Genomic DNA, 17,803 nt, shown 5'->3' with positions numbered 1-17,803 from the left:
TTAGGGTAGGGATATGAGACGCGCAAAAATCGTTGCAACCTTCGGCCCTGCCATCGCCAGTTACGAGAGCACCTTGGCTGTCCTCAAGGCCGGCGTGGACGTGGCCCGGATGAACATGAGCCACGGCGACTACGGCGTGCATCAGCAGACCTACGACAACGTCCGGAAGGCTTCGGCCGAACTATCCAAGCCGGTGGGCATCTTCGCCGACCTGCAGGGCCCGAAAATCCGCCTGGGACGCTTCGCGAACGGCCCCCACCACCTCGCGGTGGGGGACCGCTTCACGATCACCACCGAAGACGTGGAGGGGACCGCCGAGCAATGCTCGACCACGCACAAGGGCCTTCCGGGCGACGTCAACGTGGGCGACTCCCTGCTCATCGACGACGGCAAGGTGGCGCTCAAGGCCATCGAGGTCGACGACGTCAAGGTGGTGACGGAAGTCACCGTGGCGGGTGCGGTGTCCAATAACAAGGGCATCAACCTGCCCGGCGTGGCGGTCAATGTCCCGGCCCTGAGCGAGAAGGACGAGGAGGATCTGCGCTGGGCGCTCAAGACCGGCGTCGACATGGTGGCACTGTCCTTCGTGCGCAACGCCGCCGACGTCCAGCGGGTCCACGAGATCATGGACGAGGAAGGACGCCGCGCCCCGGTCATCGCCAAGATCGAGAAGCCGCAGGCCGTGGACGCCATCGAAGAGATCATCGACGCGTTCGATGCCATCATGATCGCCCGCGGCGACCTGGGCGTGGAGCTGCCGCTGGAGGACGTGCCGCTGGTGCAGAAACGTGCGGTCGAACTCGCCCGCCGGTGGGCGAAACCGGTGATCGTTGCCACCCAGGTGCTCGAATCGATGATCGACAATCCGCGGCCCACCCGGGCGGAAGCATCGGACTGCGCCAACGCCGTGCTCGACGGCGCCGACGCGGTCATGCTCTCGGGCGAAACCAGCGTGGGAAAGTACCCGCTGGAGACGGTCCGGACCATGGCCCGGATTATCGAATCCACCGAGCAGCACGGGCTGGACCGCATTCAGCCGCTGGGCAGCCAGCCGAAGACCCGCGGCGGCGCCATCACCCGGGCGGCCGTGCAGATCGCCGACCAGCTCGACGCCAAGTACATCTGTACCTTCACCCAGTCCGGCGACTCGGCCCGCCGGCTCAGCCGGCTGCGCCCGGGGCGGCCGGTGTTCGCGTTCACCCCGCTCCAGTCCACCCTGAACGTGCTCTCGCTGACCTGGGGCATCCAGCCGCTCGTCGTGGAGTTCGTCGAGCACACGGACCACATGACCGCGCAGGTGGACCGGATCCTCTACGAGCGCGGGCTCGTGGACATCGATGACCTGGTCGTCATCGCCGCCGGTTCGCCTCCGGGCAAGGCCGGTTCCACCAACTCCCTGAAGGTGCACCGGGTGGGCGATCTGGCGGATGCCGGCGAACTGCTGGACGGCCAGTCGCACCCGCGGCCCGAGCGGGTCGGCCCCTGGCCGTCGTCGTAGGTGAAGGGCCGATGCAGGCCACGGACAGAAGAAACGGCCTCCGGATCATTCCGGAGGCCGTTCCTGTTTGCCTTAGTTCACCTGGTTGATGATCGTCTCGGCGACTTCGCGCATGCTCAGCCGGCGGTCCATCGACGTCTTCTGGATCCAGCGGAACGCTTCCGGCTCGGTCAGGCCCATTTTGGTTATCAGCAGGCTCTTGGCCCGCTCCACCAGCTTCCGGGTCTCGAACTGCTCCTGCAGATCGGATACCTCGGACTCCAGGGCGGCGAGCTCCTCGTGGCGGGAGAGCGCGATCTCGATGGCCGGAATCAGGTCCGCCGGCGTGAAGGGCTTCACCACGTACGCCATGGCGCCGGCGTCGCGGGCGCGCTCCACCAGTTCTTTCTGGCTGAACGCGGTCAGCAGCACCACCGGGGCAATGCGTGCCTTGACGATCTGCTCCGCCGCCGAGATGCCGTCCATCACGGGCATCTTCACATCCATGAGGACCAGGTCCGGCTTCAGTTCCTGGGCGAGTTCCACTGCCTTTTCGCCGTTATCGGCTTCGGCAACGACGTCGTAGCCCTCACCCCTGAGGATTTCGACGATATCCAGGCGGATCAGTGTCTCGTCCTCCGCGACGACGACGCGGCGAGCGGGGACAGACTCGGTTTGTTCAGACACTGGCGCTCCTAGGGTGTTGCGTTGCCATTGATTTGGCGTCGGTTCCGTGAAATAGCCTATCGGCATGTAGAGTAGATTCGCGCACCGGGCAGCATGACGGTTTTCACAGTTGGAGACCGGCTTGGCAACCGGTGCAGGCCCGAGTGGCGGAATGGCAGACGCACCGCACTCAAAATGCGGCGGGTAAAACCGTGTGGGTTCGAATCCCACCTCGGGCACAGTTAGTGATGATACGGATCCAACCGGTGCGGAGCGGCAGGAGAATGTCGCGGTGGAGACCGGCTTATGCGGACCCCGGCCTACCGGTTGGAATCTCTGCGGGCCATTCCCGGATGGAGTTCGCAGCCAGCTGCGAATTGCCATCGCGGACAGAAGGTACCTTTTTCACCCGACAGGAAACGGCCGCGTTTGTCTCCGGGCTCCGAAACGTTTCGTCGACCCACCTATGGCAGGGGCGGGACACGGCGCGCCAATGGTAGTTTTGGCAGGGTGAGCACCGTTGACAATGAGCGCAGACCTGGCCCGGTCGAAAGTGGGAGCAGCGCTCAGGAAAAGGCTCCGCGTCAGTCGTTGCGCGAGCTGCAGAAACAGTTGACGCGGGAGCGGTTGATCGAGGCCGGCGCGGAGGAGTTTCGGAACCGGGGCTACAACGAAACGACGGCTGAAAACATTGCCAGTGCAGCAGGCGCCAGCCGGGCAACCTTCTACGTCTATTTCCGGAGCAAGGCTGAAGTTGTTGCCGAGATCATGCGGCAGGGTGCGCCAGATGTGCTGGCTGCGTACCGGCGGCTGGACGAAATAAGTGACCCGGACGTGGAGAGCATCGTGTCCTGGCTCGGGGAGACCTTCGCCCTGTGGCGCGAGAAGGCCCGGGACTTTGCCACCATGGAGCAGGCACTCGCGAATGACGATGTGGTGACGGATACGTGGATCTCCGTCCTGGGGAACAGCTACAAGGTCATGCCGAGGACGTTCTCCCGATTTACCGATCCGGACGAGCATGAGCGTGCCCGGCTGCACCTTCTGACCCTGCAGATGGCGCTGGACCGCATGATGTATTTTGCCGTTATTCGTCAGCGTCCGGTGGACATGGTCAGTCTTAAAGAAGTGCTCGCCGCCCAGTGGCTCGCCTTCCTCCGCAGGGATACAACAACTCAGTGAGTGTCCCTGCCGGGGCAGGAACACTCACTGAGTGATGCGGCCGGCTTCCCTCAAGCGATGCTTGCCGGCCTGGCACCCTGAATCTACGGGTGCTAGTGGCTGGAGATTTCCGTGAGGCGCACGCTCTTGGACAACGAGAAGGCGGCGGCGACAGCAACAAGGCAGATGCCGGCCGCTGCCATGAAGCCTATGCCGTAGTTCTCGGCCAATGGCAGGGGCGCCGCCGGCGTGGTGTTGAGTGCGATGATCGCGGCATAGATGGCCGTGCCAATGGACGACGAGGACAAGGCAATGGCGACGTAGAGCGAGGCCGTACCGGCGCCCCTGCCTTCGGGTGCTTCGGCGGCGATGACGGAGACTGCTACGGTGAGCACGGTGGTGTAGGCAATGCCGTAGAAGAGAATGCCGACCACAACGGCCCACAATTGGGTGTGCATGAAGTACAGCCACATGAAGGACAGCGTCAGCAGGATGGCGCCGGCTGCGAGCGGTCGGCGCGGCGGGATGCGGTGGAGCAGCCGCGGTACGTAGAGCGAGACAACGATGCCGGCGGCGGTCATCGGGATGAACAAAAAGCCTGCCATCAGCGGATTCAGGCCGAAGCCGTAGCCTGCCACTTCCGTCGGAGTCAGGGCCCAGCCCATCACAAAGTTGAAGATCATGATGCCGGCGGCGCCCAGGGCAACAAAGACAAGGTATGCAGGCAGCAGCCGGGTGCTCAGCAGCAGGCTGACATCGACCAGCGGCTGTTTGCTCCGGGACTCCGCCAGGAGCGCCAGGACCAGGCCGGCGATCCCTCCGATGACCCAGATCAGGGTGGAAGCGGTAAAGAAGCCCCATGCCGTGCTTTGGCTGATGCCGATGCACAGCGCCGTAAGGGACAGGCCCATCAGGACGACGCCGGTGACATCGATCCGCCGCTTCGCGCCGCGGTTGCGCAGCACTGCATCCGAATCGGATCCCCAGAGCAGCATGCCCACCAGGCTGAGCACGGTCAATACAGCGCCGATCCAGAAAGTGGTGCGCCACGTGGCGCCCACGACCACCATCAGGCCGCCCAGGCCGAAGCCGAACGTGACCCCGATGGCCTGGCCGCCGGCGATGATGCCGATGGCCTTCTTGCGGTCGAAGTTGGACAGCCGGTCATTCATGATGCCCACTACCAGCGCCTGGCCTGCCATGATGCCGGTCAGCGCCCGGCCGATCACCAGCACGGCGAACGTGGTGGCGAGGGCCGAGATCACGTAGCCGGCCAGGATCCCGAGGATGCAGAAGATCATCACCTTGCGGTGGCCGAAAACATCGCCGGCCTTCGATAGCAACGGGATGGAAGCCGCGCCCATCAGCAGGGTGGACAGCAATGCCCAGGAAACCTGGGCCGGGGTCAGCCCGAGGTCCATGCTCATCGACTGATAGAGCGGGATGGCCATCATGGCGCCCACTTCGTTGAGCAGCTGGAGGCCGGAAAAGGTGATGGCCATCAGCATTCCTGCGCGTTTCCAGGGAAGTGTTCCCCGGGCATCCTGCAGTCCGGCCGTTGCGGTCGGAGTTAGTGGAGCAGACATGTTTCTCCTCTGAAGTGAGGTCCTTCGGGACCCGCTGAAAGGGACCGGCGTGAAGGGCTCGATCGGCGAGCCGAAGTTGCCGGCAGTGAAAAAGGCAGCACGGCGATGTGATGCGCCTCATAAAAGACTGACGGTGATCAGCATACCGATGGACGGGCGTCTGACAATAGGACGGGTGAATAATTTTTATATTTCGATCCAACAATTCGCTAGACAGGTGTCTAATAGCGTGCGAGACTGGGTGTCTTCGATCACAGTTCGTACCGTCCCGGTGGGATGGAGGATGGCAGGAAAACAATGAATCTTGACGGCAAAGTGGCATTCATTACCGGAGCGGCATCGGGAATCGGCCTGGCTACGGCGCGGGCCTTCGCGGCTGCCGGAGCGTCCGTGGTGGGCGCGGACCTGTCCGAGGATGCGCTGGCCAGGGAGTTCTCGAAGATCCCGGGTTCACTCGCCATTGCCCTGGACGTGACGGACAGCGCCGCCGTCAACGCTGCCTTTGCGAAGCTGGATGCCGAGTTCGGCCGACTGGACGCCGTGATCAATGCCGCGGGAGTGAACGCTCCCAACAAGGCCGCCAACGACAAGCTGGTTGAATCCAACGTCCGTTCCTTCCGTGCCGCGCAGTCCGGTGAGGAGTACTTTCCGGATTTCCTGGGCGACATCAGCGACGAGGACTTCCGGCGCGTGCTGGAAATCAACCTCTTCGGCCCGTTCTACGTGATGCGCGCCAGCGCGCCCCTGCTCAAGCGCACGGGCGGCGGCGCCATCGTGAACGTTTCCAGCTCCGCAGCCCTGCTGGGGGTGCCCATGCCGCTGTACTACCCGGCGTCGAAGGCCGGCGTGCTGGGCATGACCCGCGGTGCCGCCGCCGAGCTGGCTCCCTTCAACATCCGGGTCAACGCAATTGCGCCGGGCGCAGTAGACACCCCGCTGTTCCGCCAGCAGCCCGCCGAAATCACTGGCATGCTGATCGGGATGCAGCCCATCAAGCGGCCCGCGGCCCCGGAAGAGATCGCCGAAACGCTGCTCTTCCTGGCCAGCGACTCCGGTGCTTACTACACCGGCCAGACCCTCTCGCCGTCCGGCGGCCTCCACATGTAGCAGCCCGCACTACCGCAACGTACGACGGCGGACGGTTGCCGCCGTCGTACCCCCGGTTTTGTCTTTCCGGCCTTTGTGCCATCGCAGAAACCAACAAACTGCAGGAGTTTGACCATGACCCACGGACTGAATCCAGAAGCCCTTGAGCTGCTTGAGTCCACCATCCGCAACGACATCAGCGCCGGTGACTATGACGGCGCCCGCATTATCGTGGCCCGCCATGGCGACGTGGCCCTGGACGCCACCATCGGCTGGGCGGATCGGGCCGCTAACCGCGAAATGCAGGCGGACAGCATCTTCCGCGTCCTGTCCCTGACCAAGGCGTTTACCAATGCGCTGGTCTACCAGGCCATCGGCGAGGGCAAGCTGGCGCTGAGCACCCGCGTTGTCGACGTGATCCCGGAATTCTTTGGCCCCTCGCGCTTCCGCATGCTGCGCAAGGACAAGGTCAACCTCTCACACCTGCTGACGCACCGCTCGGGCCTGCCGGCCACCCCGGAGCCGCTGCCCACCGAGCAGCTGGGCAATCTGGCAAACACCATCGAGGCGATCTGCAATCTGGACGTCATCCACGAGCCCGGCAGCAACCTGACCTACTCCCCGGCCATCAACCACGCGCTGATGGGCGAGATGCTCCGCCGGGTCTACGGTGCGGACTCGTTCCGTGATCTGGCCGAGAAGAACCTGTTCGGTCCGCTGGGCCTGACGGACACCCGGTTCGGCCCGCTGGAGGAGTGGAAGGACCGCATTGTCCCGCTCAAGGCCTACATCCCGGACGACGGGTGGCTTTCCGCGCGGGACGTGGAAATCCTCAACGAGGCAGTGGACCAGGATGCGGAGATGCCGTGGGTGGGTTCCGTCAGCACCGCCGCCGACGTCTTCACGTTCGCGGAGATGATCCGCCGCAAGGGCGAGTTCGCCGGGCGGCAGCTGATCGCCCCGGCAGTTTTGGATGTTGCGACCACCTTGCAGACCGGCGACATGACCAATGACCTGTACGCGATGATCGCCCGCGCCCGTGGCTGGGAAGAGCCCATGGGCAACTTCGGCCTGGGCTTCTCGCTCAGCGGCACCGGCACCCATGCATCCTTCTTCGGTCCGTTCACCAGCCCGCGCACGCATGGCAACTACGGCGCCGGATCCACGCTGTTCTGGATCGACCCTGAGCGGGACATGACCTTCGTCTGCCTCACCGCCGGCGTCATGGACGAAGGCGACAACGTGCTGCGCTTCCAAAAACTCTCCACCATCGCCGCCTCCGCGGCCCTCTGATTGGAATATCCGCCAATGAGCACAGAAACCATCCGCCTGCGCGAACGCGGGCCGCTCGCCCCGGAGTTCGACGCGATGGGCGACGACTACTACCGCGACCCGGCGCGGCACTTCGCCGACGTCCGCGAAGGCACTCCCACCTTCTTCTACCCCTACCTCAACGCCTGGATGGTCACCCGCCGAGCTGACGCTGAGATGATCCTGCCGGACTGGCAGAAGTTCTCCAGCGCCAGCAACGCCGGACTGATCACGGTGCCCCAGAAGCACGCGGAGACCATGCCGGCTGAGCTGATCTCCCGCATCCTGGTCGGCTCCGACCCGCAGGGCCACACGATCGCCCGCCGAGTGGCGCAGAAGGGCTTCCTGCAGGCCCGGATGGAGGCGCTCCAGCCGCAGATCGAAGAGCGCGCGCACCGGATCATCGACCGGATCGAGGCGGACGGCGCCGCGAACCTGATGGACGCCTACAACCTGGAGCTGACCACCCAGACGCTGATGGCGCTGATGGACCTGCCCGCCGCGCTGGAGCCCATGATGCGCCAGCTGCGCGACGACTTCTTCCAGGTCCTCGCCAGCGCGCAGGAGCCGCTGCCGGAACCGCGCCGCACGGAGGTCTGGGATCGCTACGTCGCCGCCCAGCTGGTGCTGCGCGGGATTGTCCGCGACCGCCGCGAGAGCGAAGCGGATGACCTGATCTCGGTGATGGCCCGCGACAAGGACCGCGAGGGCAACTATTCGCTCTCCGAGGCGCAGATCGCACTGCACCTGGGCGAGTTCTCTGCGGCCGGTACCGACACCACCGCCCAGGCGATGGCCAATGCGGTCATCTTCCTCAATGACAACCCGGCCGCCCTCGCCGACGCCAAGGCCGATCCGGCCCTGTGGCAGGCCGTCTTCGACGAGACCGTGCGCCGCCGCCCGTCGTCGACCTTCGCGTCGCGCCGCGCCAACGTGGATGTTACGATCGGCGGCGCGGACATCAAAGCCGGTGACATGATCTGGCTGGCGCTGGCCAGCGCCAACACCGATCCCGAATACTACGAAAACCCGTTCGAGTTCGACATCCACCGCGAGGACCCGCGCGACCATCTGGCCTTCACCAAGGGCCGCCACACCTGCCTGGGCCAGCCGTTGGCCCGGGTGCAGGGAGCCACCGGGCTGAAGGTGCTCTTCGAGCGGCTGCCCAGCCTGCGCCCTGCGAAGGACTGGGGCTTGGACTTCATCCGCATGGCGCTGCTGCCGGTCCGGCGCAGCCTCGATGTGGAATGGGATGTTGCCGCGAACGCGCCGCGGCATGCTGTCGAGCTCCCCGAAGATCCCACCGCAACCCTCGAGCTGCGCGTCAGCGAATGCCGGCAGGAATCCGACGGCGTGCTTTCGCTGACCCTCGTTGACCCGGCCGGAGCACCGCTGCCGGAATGGCACCCCGGCGCTCACATTGACGTGCATGTCGGGGACTACGTCCGGCAGTACTCGCTGTGCACTCCCGGCGGCAGCCAGGACAGCTGGCGCATCGGCGTGCTGAACGAGCCGAACGGACGCGGGGGCTCACGGGCCATCCACGAGACCGTGCGGGCCGGCGGCACCCTGACCGTGAGCCAGCCGCGCAACAACTTTGTGCTCCAGCCCTCCAAGAAATACGTCTTCATTGCCGGCGGCATCGGCATCACACCAATCCTGGCCATGGTGAACCAGGCCGAACGTGCGGGCGCGGACTGGACCCTGGTCTATGGCGGCCGGTCACGGGCCACCATAGCGTTCCTGGGCGAGCTCGAACAGTTCGGGAACAGGGTCCGCATTGTCCCGGAGGATACTGACGGCCGAGTGGACTTCGCCGCCTACCTGAGGGACATCCAGCCGGAGACACTGATCTATTGCTGCGGGCCGGAGCCGCTGCTCAACGTGGTGGAAGGGGCCTCGGCGCATTGGCCCTCGGGCAGCCTGCACGTGGAGCGGTTTGTGCCCAAGGAGATTGATTCCAGTGGCGACGTGGCCTTCGAAGTCGAATTCGTGGACAGTGGCGTCACGCTGACCATTCCGGCGGACAAGTCCATCCTCGAGGTGGCCGAGGAGGCGGGCCTGCCGGCACTGTCCTCCTGCAACGAAGGCACCTGCGGTACGTGCGAAACCCCGGTGGTAGCCGGAGCCGTGGACCACAGGGACTCCATCCTGACCGACGAAGAAAAGGTCAGCTGCGACAGCATGTTCATCTGCGTTTCGCGCTCCCAGGGCGGCTGCCCGCTCAAGCTGGCCCTGTAGGAAGGGACCTATGGACTCCGCACCGGAGCCCACGGCACAGCAGCCTGCGGGCGGGGACTCCCCGCCCGCAGGCCTGACCTGGGGCATCAAACGCAGTTTCATCAACTACATCTCCCGTCTGCCGGACGGATCAGTCACCGCCCGGGACGGGGCTGCGATTGTGGACGGCAGCTTCTTCCGCTTCGAGCCCGACGGCGGGGAGTACGGTCCGCTGACGACGTCGGAAGTCCTCAGGTTCCGGGGCCAGGTTCAGTTGCGCGGGCACTACGGCATGCTCTCCGTCCTGATTGCCGACCCGTGGATAGAATTCGACAACGACGCGGCGGTAGTCAGCATCGTGGACGTGCGGCACTGGCCGGACCTGAGCAATCGCGTGCCGCTGCTGCAGTTGCCCTCGGCCCGGCTTGTTGCCGGCGGCGCCTTCCACCTCCTGCCGGAGACACCCGCCCGGCTGACGCCGGAGGGATCCGTTGTGTTCAACGAGCAGTATCAACCCGGCGAACAGATGGACCCCGTGGCCGCGGTGTTCCAGGGGCCGGTCAGCCGGTGCCCAGCCGGCTGAGCGCACGCGCGGAGTCAGCCTGCGCCCAATCAGCGGGGACGTTTGGCCGGCGATGTGCGGCTGAACCGGGGACGCGGTCGTTATGTTTGCGCAGGGATACGGCCACGCCCTTGCCGCTGTGCCCCTTCCGGGTGTCGAATCTGTTAAGAGCAGGTGAGTGCGCAGGACGACGATGCCTATGACGCCAGGAGGCGCTCATGTCGGGGAAATCAGCCAACGGGTTGGCGAAGGGTTCTGGACGGAGCGCCGATCTGCGGCGGGCGGAGGACTCCGCCGCGGCGACGGCGTCCCGGCCGGAGCAAATCCGCAACGTGGTGCTGGTGGGCCACTCCGGTGCCGGGAAGACGATGCTCGCGGAGGCCATGTTGGCGGCGGCGGGAGCCACGAACCGGATGGGTTCCATCGTAGACGGCACCACCGTCAGCGACTCGGACCCCTCGGAGATCCACCAGCAGCGTTCCGTCGTGCTCTCCGTCCTTCCCTTTATGCACGACGACGTCAAGATCAACCTCCTGGACACGCCGGGCTATTCGGACTTCACGGGCGAACTGCGTGCCGGTCTTCGCGCCGCCGACGCGGCCCTGTTCGTGGTGTCCGCCGTGGAGGGGATCGATGCCGCCACCACCGAGCTGTGGAACGAATGCCAGGGCGTCGGGCTGCCGAGGGCGGTGACCATTAGCCGGCTGGACCACCCGCGGGCCGACTTCGACGCGGCGCTGGCCGGCTGCCGCCGCGCCTTCGGCGACTCGGTGCAGCCGCTGTACCTGCCGGTGCGCAACGGGGCGGAGCTGACGGGGTTGCACGGACTGCTGTCCGGGACCGTATCGGACTACAGCGACGGGGAACGCCACCCCACCTTCCGCCCCGCGGACGCCGGGGAACTGGAGGGCGCCGAGGAAGCGCGCAGCGCCCTGATCGAAGGGATCATTGCCGAGAGCGAGGACGAGTCCCTGATGGACCGCTATCTCGGCGGCGAGGACATCGGCCTCGACGTTCTGCTCTCCGACCTGGAGACCGCCGTCGCGCGCGGATCGTTCTACCCGGTGCTGGCCACCTCCTCGGAGACAGGGCTGGGCATCGCGGAGCTGTTGGACATGCTCAAGCGGGCGTTTCCGTCCCCACGTGAGCGCCCGCTGCCGGCAGCGGCGGGACTCTACGGTTCGCGGAGCACCACGCTGCGCTGTGATCCCGACGGTCCGCTCGCCGGCGAAGTGATCCGCACGACGACGGACCCGTTCCTGGGCCGGGTCTCCCTGGTGCGGGTTTTCTCGGGCACCCTGCGGGATGACTCCGCCATCCACGTGTCCGGACACGGGCTCGCCGACCGGGGCCATGCCGACCACGACAGCGATGAACGGGTCACCCACCTGCACGCCCCGCTCGCCTCGACCTTGCGGTCGGTGTCCTATTGCATCGCCGGCGACATCTGCGCGCTGACGAAGATCGGCACCGCCGAGACCGGGGACACGGTGTCGTCGAGGGAACAGCCGATGCTCATCCAACCGTGGGACATGCCGGAACCCCTGTTGCCTGTCGCGGTGGAGGCTGCCACGCGCAACGATGAGGCCGCCTTGGCGAAGAGCCTGGCCAAGGTGGCCGCGGGCGACCCGACCCTGCGGGTGGAGCGCCATGCGGAGACGCACCAACTCGTCCTGTGGTGCATGGGCGAATCACACGCCGAGGTGGTGCTCGACCGGCTGCGCGGGCAGGGCGTGAATGTGCAGACGGTCGACGTCGTCACGCCCCTGCGCGAAACGTTCGCGGCAGCGGCCACCGGACGCGGACGCTACGTCAAGCAGTCCGGGGGGCACGGCCAATTCGCCATCTGCGAGATTGAAGTCGAACCGCTCCCGCGGGGCGCCGGGTTTGAATTCGTGGACAAGATCGTCGGCGGTGTCATTCCGGGGCCGTACATCGCGTCCGTCGAGAAAGGGGTCCGGGCGCAGATGGAGAAAGGCGTCTCCGCCGGTTTCCCCGTCGTCGACATCCGCGTGACACTGGTCGGCGGCAAGACGCACAGCGTCGATTCCTCCGACGCGGCCTTCCAGTCCGCGGGTGCCCTGGCCTTGCGGGAAGCCGCTGCGGCGGCGCGCATCCAGTTGCTCGAGCCGGTCTCAGCTGTGACGATCACAGTTCCCGACGGCTATGTGGGAGCGGTGATGAGCGACCTGTCCGCCCGGCGCGGACGTCTGACCGGATCGGATTCAGCCGGCGGGGAGCTCACCGAAATCAGCGCGGAAGTTTCGGACCAGGAATTGCTGCGCTATGCCATCGACCTTCGTGCCCTGACCGGCGGCACGGGACGTTTCCGGCGCGCGTACCTGCGGCACGATCCGGTGCCTACGGCAGCGTCGACCGGCGTCGGGCAACGGTAAGGCTGTCGGCCGGGACTGGCCGGGTCACCCGCCGGAGTGGAGAACGCGGGCGAGTTTTGCCAAGGCGTCCGTCCAGCCGGCCCGGTGAAGGCCGAGGCGTTCTTCCGTAGCGAACCCGCCTTGGGAGAGAGCAAGCCGTGTGCGGCCTTTCACGGGTTCGAGGGACAGCGTGACGATGGTTTCGCGGTCATCGGGCACGGGCTCCTCCCACCGGAAGGTGTAGGCGAGGCGGCGCGGAGGGACGACCTCGAGAAACTCGCCGGCGAGGTGGAAGGGCGAGCCGTCGGGCGGTTTCATGGTCAGCCGGTAGGCGCCGCCTGGCCTTGCGTCGAGCATGACCTCGGGTGTTGTGAAACCTTCCGGGCCCCACCATCTGGCCAATTCGACCGCCTCGGTCAGCATCCGGAACACCGGCTCGCACGGCGCGGCAAGGACCATCTCCAGCTCCAGCACGAGACCGGCAGGATGCTCGTTCATCGGACGCGGCCCCTTCCGGCACGGACCCGCAGCTGGGGGCGTGCGGGACCCAGGCCCGACCATCGTAGTCCCGGGGCCCGCCCCCGGCTAGGAGGCCCTTGACCGGAGCCCACGCGGGTCATGGACATCCCCGGATGGCGGTGGGAGCATGGCTGTATTCGCGCCCCGGCCGCCCGTGCGGCTCCGGCGGGAGGCTGCGGCTGGAGGAAACATGCCAGGATCCGATCTTGATCTGGTTGCCGAGCGTTATCACAGCGCGCTGGACGCGTTCGTGCAGGGAAACCCCGCTTTGGTGAAGGACCTGTTTTCGAGGCAGGAAGAGGTTACGCTTGCCAATCCGCTCGGACCGCCTGCCCGTGGCTGGGAAGAGGTCGAGGCTGCCATGGACCGGGCGGTATCGCATTTCAGCGAGGGCGAGCCGATCCGGTTTGAGCGTATCTCCACGTACGTCGGGACAGACCTGGGCTACATCGTCGAAATAGAGCGGACCCGGGTGAAGGTCAACGTGTCCGACGCGGCGTCCCCGGTCTCGCTGCGCGTCACGACGATATTCCGTCTGGAGGACGGCACCTGGAAGATCATTCACCGTCATGCCGATCCCATAACTTCCCCGCGGCCCATCGACTCCATCGTCGAGCAGTAACAGGCAGGCAGCCCGGCGGTCAGGCGCCGCCGACCGCCGACCGCAGGAATTCGGCGGCAGGGCCGGCGAGCGAGGCCCCGATCTCGGCTGCTCCACGTTTCCGCCCTTTGACGTCGAAGGAATGGTCGCCGCCTTCCTGCCAGGCGAGCACGGCGTTCGGACCGATGCGTTCGACGACGGACTCGAGCAGTTCCCGGGTTGCGAAGGTATCGCGGGTGCCCTGCAGGAACAGCATGGGCAGCGTGAGGCCATACAGGTGCTCGTCCCGAAGCTTGTCCGGTTTCCCCGGCGGGTGCAGCGGATAGCCCAGGTACACGAGGCCGGCGGCCGGCATTCCCTCCGCCACGGCCATCGACGCCATGCGGCCGCCGAAGGATTTGCCGGCCGCCCACAGCGGTTCGCCGCCGGAGCGTGCGGCCGCTTCCCGCATGGCCGAACGCCACGCCACAATGGCAGCCGGCGGGCGGTCCGGAAACTTCCTGCCGGCCTCCCGGTAGGGGAAGTTGAAGCGCAAGGTGGCCACGCCGTCGTCGTTCAAGGCGCGGGTGAAACCCGACAGGAACGGGTGGTCCATGCCCGCGCCGGCCCCGTGGGCCACCACCAGCGATGCGAAGGGGGACCTGGGACGGGCGTAGACGCCGGAGACGGTGGTGTCGCCGACGTCGATGGTCACGGGCGACTCGGTGATAGGCATACTCCCATCATGCCCTCGCCAGAAGCGACGTGGGTGTGTTTAGGTGTTCCCATGGCCAGCGAACAGACAACGTTGACGGTCGACGGACCGCACGGCGAGCGCGAGGTGCGCATTTCCAGTCCGAGCCGGGTCATGTGGCCCCAACTGGGGATCACCAAACTGGATCTGGCGCGTTACATTGCGGAGGTAGGCGAGGCGTTCGTCCGCGCCAACGGCGATCGTCCGGTGTCGCTGCAACGGTTCTCCGACGGGATCGACGGCGAACAGTTCTTCTCCAAGAATCCGCCCAAGGGCGCGCCCGAGTTCGTGCGGTCGGTGATGGTGGTCTATCCGAGCGCCCGTTCGCACCCGCAACTGGTCCTCGACGAGCCCGCAGCGGCGGTGTGGGCGGTGCAGATGAACACCGTGGTGTTCCACCCGTGGCCGTCGCGCGCGGGGAACTCCGACAACCCGGACCAGTTGCGCATCGACTTGGATCCGCAGCCGGGGACCTCGTTCGACGACGCCATCCCGGTGGCGATCGAACTGAGGTCGGTGCTGGCGGAGGCCGGACTCAACGCGTTCATCAAAACCTCCGGAAACCGCGGGCTGCACATGTTCGCGCCGATCGAGCCGACGCACGAATTCCTGGACGTACGCCATGCCGTCATCGCGGCGGCGCGGGAGATCGAGCGGCGGATGCCCAAGCAGGTGACGACCTCCTGGTGGAAGGAAGAGCGCGGGGAACGGATCTTTGTGGACTTCAACCAGGCCAACCGCGACCGGACCATGGCGGGTGCCTACAGCCCGCGGGCCCTGCCCAATGCGGCGGTGTCCTGTCCGATCGAATGGGACGAACTCGAGACGGCCGAGCCGAAGAACTTCACGATCGCGACGGTTCCGGACAGGTTGAAGACAACCGGCGACCCGTGGGCCCGCATGCATGATGAGCCGGGCAAGATCGACGTCCTGCTCCAGTGGTGGGAACGCGACCTCGAGGCGGGTCTGGGGGAGATGCCCTTCCCGCCCGACTATCCGAAGATGCCAGGCGAGCCGCCTCGGGTGCAGCCCAGCCGGGCGCGCAAGAAGGACTGACCGCGCGGAGAACCTGCACGTCCCGCCCTCGGCGCCGCCCCCGGCGGCCGGACGGGCCGTTAGCCTGGCGTGTCTGCCGGCACGGCGAGCCGTCAGCTTGGCATGTCCGCCGGCCCCATTGGCCTATTCGAACCGGGACGGGTCGCCGGCCCCGTAACGGACTACCTCGGCAGTGCCGCCGGAAAAGTCGACGACGGTGGACGGCTCGGACCCGCAGTCGCCGCCATCCACAACGGCGTCCACCACATGGTCGAGCCGGTCCTTGATCTCCCAGCCCTCGGTCAGCGGCTCCTCCTCGTCCGGCAACAGCAAGGTGCTGGAGAGCAGCGGCTCGCCCAGCTCCGCAAGAATTGCCTGGGCGACGTTGTTCGCCGGAATGCGGACGCCCACGGTCTTTTTCTTCGGATGCAGCAGCCGGCGGGGAACCTCCGCGGTGGCCGGCAGTATGAAGGTGTAGCTGCCCGGAGTCACGGCCTTGATGGCGCGGAAAACGTTGTTGTCGACGTGCACGAACTGGCCCAGCTGGGCAAAGTCCTTGCAGACCAGGGTGAAGTGGTGCTTGTTGTCGAGCCGGCGGATGGTCCGGATCCGTTCCAACGCGTCCTTGTTGCCCAGTTGCGCACCGAACGCATAGCAAGAGTCGGTCGGGTACACGATCAGCGCGTCGGACCGGACAAGGTCCACAATCTGGCCGATCGATCGCGGCTGGGGATCCTGGGGGTGGACGTCGAAGTATCTCGCCATTCCCTGAGCTTACGACTCAGGGCGCGGTTGATGCAGGAGCGGCGCATCTTGCGCCGGCGTCGGTTTCAGGAAGCGACCGAATGGTCCATCCACCACTCGGTGAAGTGGGTTGCCCGGCCTTCGCCGTTCAATCGGATCACCCACAGGTTGCTGTAGGTGCGTCCGTCCCGGTAGGCGGTCGTTCCCTCAACCACGGAGACGTGGTCGGTCACCGCGACTTCGGCCCACTCGAATGTCGCGGCACCTGGCTCATCCTTGCGGGCCAGCCACTGCCGGACAATGCTGTCCCGGCCACGCCACGGTTCCGTCCAAGGCTCCGGCCGGTACTCGGCGTCGTCGGTGAACAAGGCTCCGATCTGATCCGGGTCATTGGTTTCCCACGCCTGCCGGTAGGCCGTGATCCACGCCGCAGTCTTCGCATCCATCCCACCGTTGTACTGCCGCAGCTGCGGACCGACAACCCCTGCATGTCCTGCGGCAACCGCGGATCGACAACCCCGGCATGTGCTGCGACAACTGCGGACCGACAACCCCCGCATGTCCAGCGGGACGCACGCCAAGCTTCCACTGGTTCGGCCCGCTGGCTAGCATGGGCCCCATGGCCCGGACTATTTACTACGTCGGCAGCTCGGTGGATGGGTATATTGCCGACCGCAGCAACAAGCTCGACTGGCTCACGCAGTTCAATGACGCCGCCGGCGTCCAGGACAGCTTCGCAACCTTCATGCAGCGCATCGGGTCCATCGTCATGGGCTCCGAGACGTATAAGTTCGTGCTGGAGGACGTACCGGAGGAATGGCCCTACGGCTCAACACCCACTTGGGTCTTCACGCATCACGAACTGCCAGGCATACCCGGAGCGGACATCACGTTTGTGCGAGGCGATGTGGGTATCTTCCACGATGACATCTGCGCCGACGCCGGCGAGAAAGACGTGTGGCTGGTCGGCGGCGGGCAACTTGCCGCACAGTACGCGTCGGCCGGCCTGCTGGACGAACTCATCCTGACGTTGGTGCCGGTAGTGCTGGGCGGCGGACAACCGCTGCTACCCGTTCCCAGCACGACGGCGCCGGCCCGGCTTCGCGGCAGCCGCACCTTGGGCGACTTGGTCGAGATGCATTACGACCTTACGCCGGTGCCGGTGTAGTCTCACGCGAACGCGGTACCCCGTGCGGTCTTCCTACGTGGGACCGTTTGTACCGTCGGATGTGCGCGGCAGGGGCAGAGCGGTCCTTCTGCATGGCCCGCTTTGGTGGTCTTGCTTAGAAGGTCCTCGTGCGGAAACTATAGGCCGCAATTCGGTCAGGGCCACTCCACCGGTTGCCTTGCTGCAGTCGGTGGCGGTTGCTGCGTCCTCCGAAACTGTCAGTGGCGGCGCATAGTCTGTTTTTAGTAGCAGTTCAGCACCAACGTTGGCCGCCGGGTGTGGGTTTGCCGGCGGCGTCCGCGGATCCGTTCAGGGTTCGTGACCGCTCGTATTCGAGGCCATGCAGCACGCATGCTGAAGATTGAGACGCTGAGATGTTTGATCCGGCAGTATCCGAACCTCCCCCGGCCGCAGGACCGCCCGCCGCTGCCGCGGGTCCGGTCGGGTCTGCCGCCGTTCGCACCGCCGCCGTTGCCTTGGAGGGCATCGATCTGGACGCGCCGGACCCGGAACTGGTCGAAGAGCTCACGGCGCTGGAGGGCCTGAAGGCTGCCGCCGC

The 17,803-nt window shown here is 66.0% G+C and carries 17 protein-coding genes and 1 tRNA gene; 12 read left to right on the top strand and 6 right to left on the bottom strand.

Going from position 1 to position 17,803, the window contains the following annotated elements; all coding sequences use genetic code 11:
• Positions 1-13: 13 nt before the first annotated feature.
• A complete protein-coding gene (gene pyk, locus AC5RVD_RS14400; protein WP_494127299.1) occupies positions 14-1,498 on the top strand; it encodes a pyruvate kinase in 1,485 nt (494 codons plus the stop codon).
• Between the two features lie 72 nt (positions 1,499-1,570).
• On the opposite strand, the gene AC5RVD_RS14395 is transcribed toward pyk, so the two are convergent.
• Entirely contained in the window at positions 1,571-2,164 is a 594-nt protein-coding gene (locus AC5RVD_RS14395) for an ANTAR domain-containing response regulator (RefSeq protein ID WP_493987353.1), read from the bottom strand.
• A gap of 137 nt (positions 2,165-2,301) precedes the next feature.
• On the opposite strand from AC5RVD_RS14395, the gene AC5RVD_RS14390 reads away from it, so the two are divergent.
• Together AC5RVD_RS14390 and AC5RVD_RS14385 are read left to right on the top strand one after the other, a co-directional pair.
• A tRNA-Leu gene (locus tag AC5RVD_RS14390) sits at positions 2,302-2,382 on the top strand.
• Positions 2,383-2,653: 271 nt separating this feature from the next.
• Positions 2,654-3,325 (top strand): TetR/AcrR family transcriptional regulator, encoded by a 672-nt coding sequence (locus tag AC5RVD_RS14385; protein ID WP_494112542.1) that lies wholly within the window; start codon positions 2,654-2,656, stop codon positions 3,323-3,325.
• Between the two features lie 92 nt (positions 3,326-3,417).
• Here the strand turns inward: AC5RVD_RS14385 and AC5RVD_RS14380 are convergent, their stop codons facing one another.
• On the bottom strand, positions 3,418-4,806 hold the full coding sequence (locus tag AC5RVD_RS14380; protein WP_494127298.1) for an MFS transporter: 1,389 nt from the start codon (positions 4,804-4,806) through the stop codon (positions 3,418-3,420).
• Positions 4,807-5,187: 381 nt separating this feature from the next.
• On the opposite strand from AC5RVD_RS14380, the gene AC5RVD_RS14375 reads away from it, so the two are divergent.
• From AC5RVD_RS14375 to AC5RVD_RS14355, 5 genes are all read left to right on the top strand, one after another.
• Positions 5,188-5,997 carry an SDR family NAD(P)-dependent oxidoreductase gene (locus AC5RVD_RS14375; protein WP_494127297.1) on the top strand — a complete coding sequence of 270 codons (810 nt, stop codon included), beginning with the start codon at positions 5,188-5,190 and terminating at the stop codon, positions 5,995-5,997.
• A gap of 114 nt (positions 5,998-6,111) precedes the next feature.
• Positions 6,112-7,269: a serine hydrolase domain-containing protein gene (locus tag AC5RVD_RS14370; RefSeq protein ID WP_494127296.1), complete on the top strand. Its 1,158-nt coding sequence runs from the start codon at positions 6,112-6,114 to the stop codon at positions 7,267-7,269.
• Between the two features lie 15 nt (positions 7,270-7,284).
• Positions 7,285-9,528 (top strand): cytochrome P450, encoded by a 2,244-nt coding sequence (locus tag AC5RVD_RS14365; RefSeq protein WP_494127295.1) that lies wholly within the window; start codon positions 7,285-7,287, stop codon positions 9,526-9,528.
• A 10-nt stretch (positions 9,529-9,538) separates the two neighbouring features.
• Positions 9,539-10,090, top strand: a complete 552-nt coding sequence (locus tag AC5RVD_RS14360; protein ID WP_494127294.1) for an HtaA domain-containing protein — start codon at positions 9,539-9,541, stop codon at positions 10,088-10,090.
• A 197-nt stretch (positions 10,091-10,287) separates the two neighbouring features.
• Positions 10,288-12,465: an elongation factor G-like protein EF-G2 gene (locus tag AC5RVD_RS14355; protein WP_494127293.1), complete on the top strand. Its 2,178-nt coding sequence runs from the start codon at positions 10,288-10,290 to the stop codon at positions 12,463-12,465.
• Between the two features lie 24 nt (positions 12,466-12,489).
• Here AC5RVD_RS14355 and AC5RVD_RS14350 read toward each other — a convergent pair whose 3' ends face one another.
• On the bottom strand, positions 12,490-12,942 hold the full coding sequence (locus tag AC5RVD_RS14350; protein WP_494127292.1) for an SRPBCC family protein: 453 nt from the start codon (positions 12,940-12,942) through the stop codon (positions 12,490-12,492).
• A gap of 211 nt (positions 12,943-13,153) precedes the next feature.
• Here AC5RVD_RS14350 and AC5RVD_RS14345 point away from each other — a divergent pair, with 211 nt between their 5' ends.
• Positions 13,154-13,585: a YybH family protein gene (locus AC5RVD_RS14345; RefSeq protein ID WP_494127291.1), complete on the top strand. Its 432-nt coding sequence runs from the start codon at positions 13,154-13,156 to the stop codon at positions 13,583-13,585.
• A gap of 19 nt (positions 13,586-13,604) precedes the next feature.
• Here the strand turns inward: AC5RVD_RS14345 and AC5RVD_RS14340 are convergent, their stop codons facing one another.
• Positions 13,605-14,279, bottom strand: a complete 675-nt coding sequence (locus AC5RVD_RS14340) for an alpha/beta hydrolase family protein (RefSeq protein ID WP_494127290.1) — start codon at positions 14,277-14,279, stop codon at positions 13,605-13,607.
• Between the two features lie 51 nt (positions 14,280-14,330).
• Between AC5RVD_RS14340 and ligD the strand changes: the two genes are divergently transcribed.
• On the top strand, positions 14,331-15,353 hold the full coding sequence (gene ligD, locus AC5RVD_RS14335; protein ID WP_494127289.1) for a non-homologous end-joining DNA ligase: 1,023 nt from the start codon (positions 14,331-14,333) through the stop codon (positions 15,351-15,353).
• Between the two features lie 123 nt (positions 15,354-15,476).
• Here the strand turns inward: ligD and AC5RVD_RS14330 are convergent, their stop codons facing one another.
• Together AC5RVD_RS14330 and AC5RVD_RS14325 are read right to left on the bottom strand one after the other, a co-directional pair.
• On the bottom strand, positions 15,477-16,097 hold the full coding sequence (locus tag AC5RVD_RS14330; RefSeq protein WP_493987341.1) for an L-threonylcarbamoyladenylate synthase: 621 nt from the start codon (positions 16,095-16,097) through the stop codon (positions 15,477-15,479).
• A gap of 65 nt (positions 16,098-16,162) precedes the next feature.
• Entirely contained in the window at positions 16,163-16,522 is a 360-nt protein-coding gene (locus AC5RVD_RS14325; RefSeq protein ID WP_494127288.1) for a nuclear transport factor 2 family protein, read from the bottom strand.
• Between the two features lie 173 nt (positions 16,523-16,695).
• Here AC5RVD_RS14325 and AC5RVD_RS14320 point away from each other — a divergent pair, with 173 nt between their 5' ends.
• Together AC5RVD_RS14320 and AC5RVD_RS14315 are read left to right on the top strand one after the other, a co-directional pair.
• Positions 16,696-17,244, top strand: a complete 549-nt coding sequence (locus tag AC5RVD_RS14320) for a dihydrofolate reductase family protein (protein WP_494127287.1) — start codon at positions 16,696-16,698, stop codon at positions 17,242-17,244.
• A 374-nt stretch (positions 17,245-17,618) separates the two neighbouring features.
• Positions 17,619-17,803: hypothetical protein (locus AC5RVD_RS14315; RefSeq protein ID WP_494127286.1), on the top strand; the 185-nt coding region annotated here is incomplete at its 3' end.

Source organism: Arthrobacter sp. THG-b23, assembly GCF_059091265.1.
This window is presented reverse-complemented; position numbering and strand designations above follow the sequence as displayed.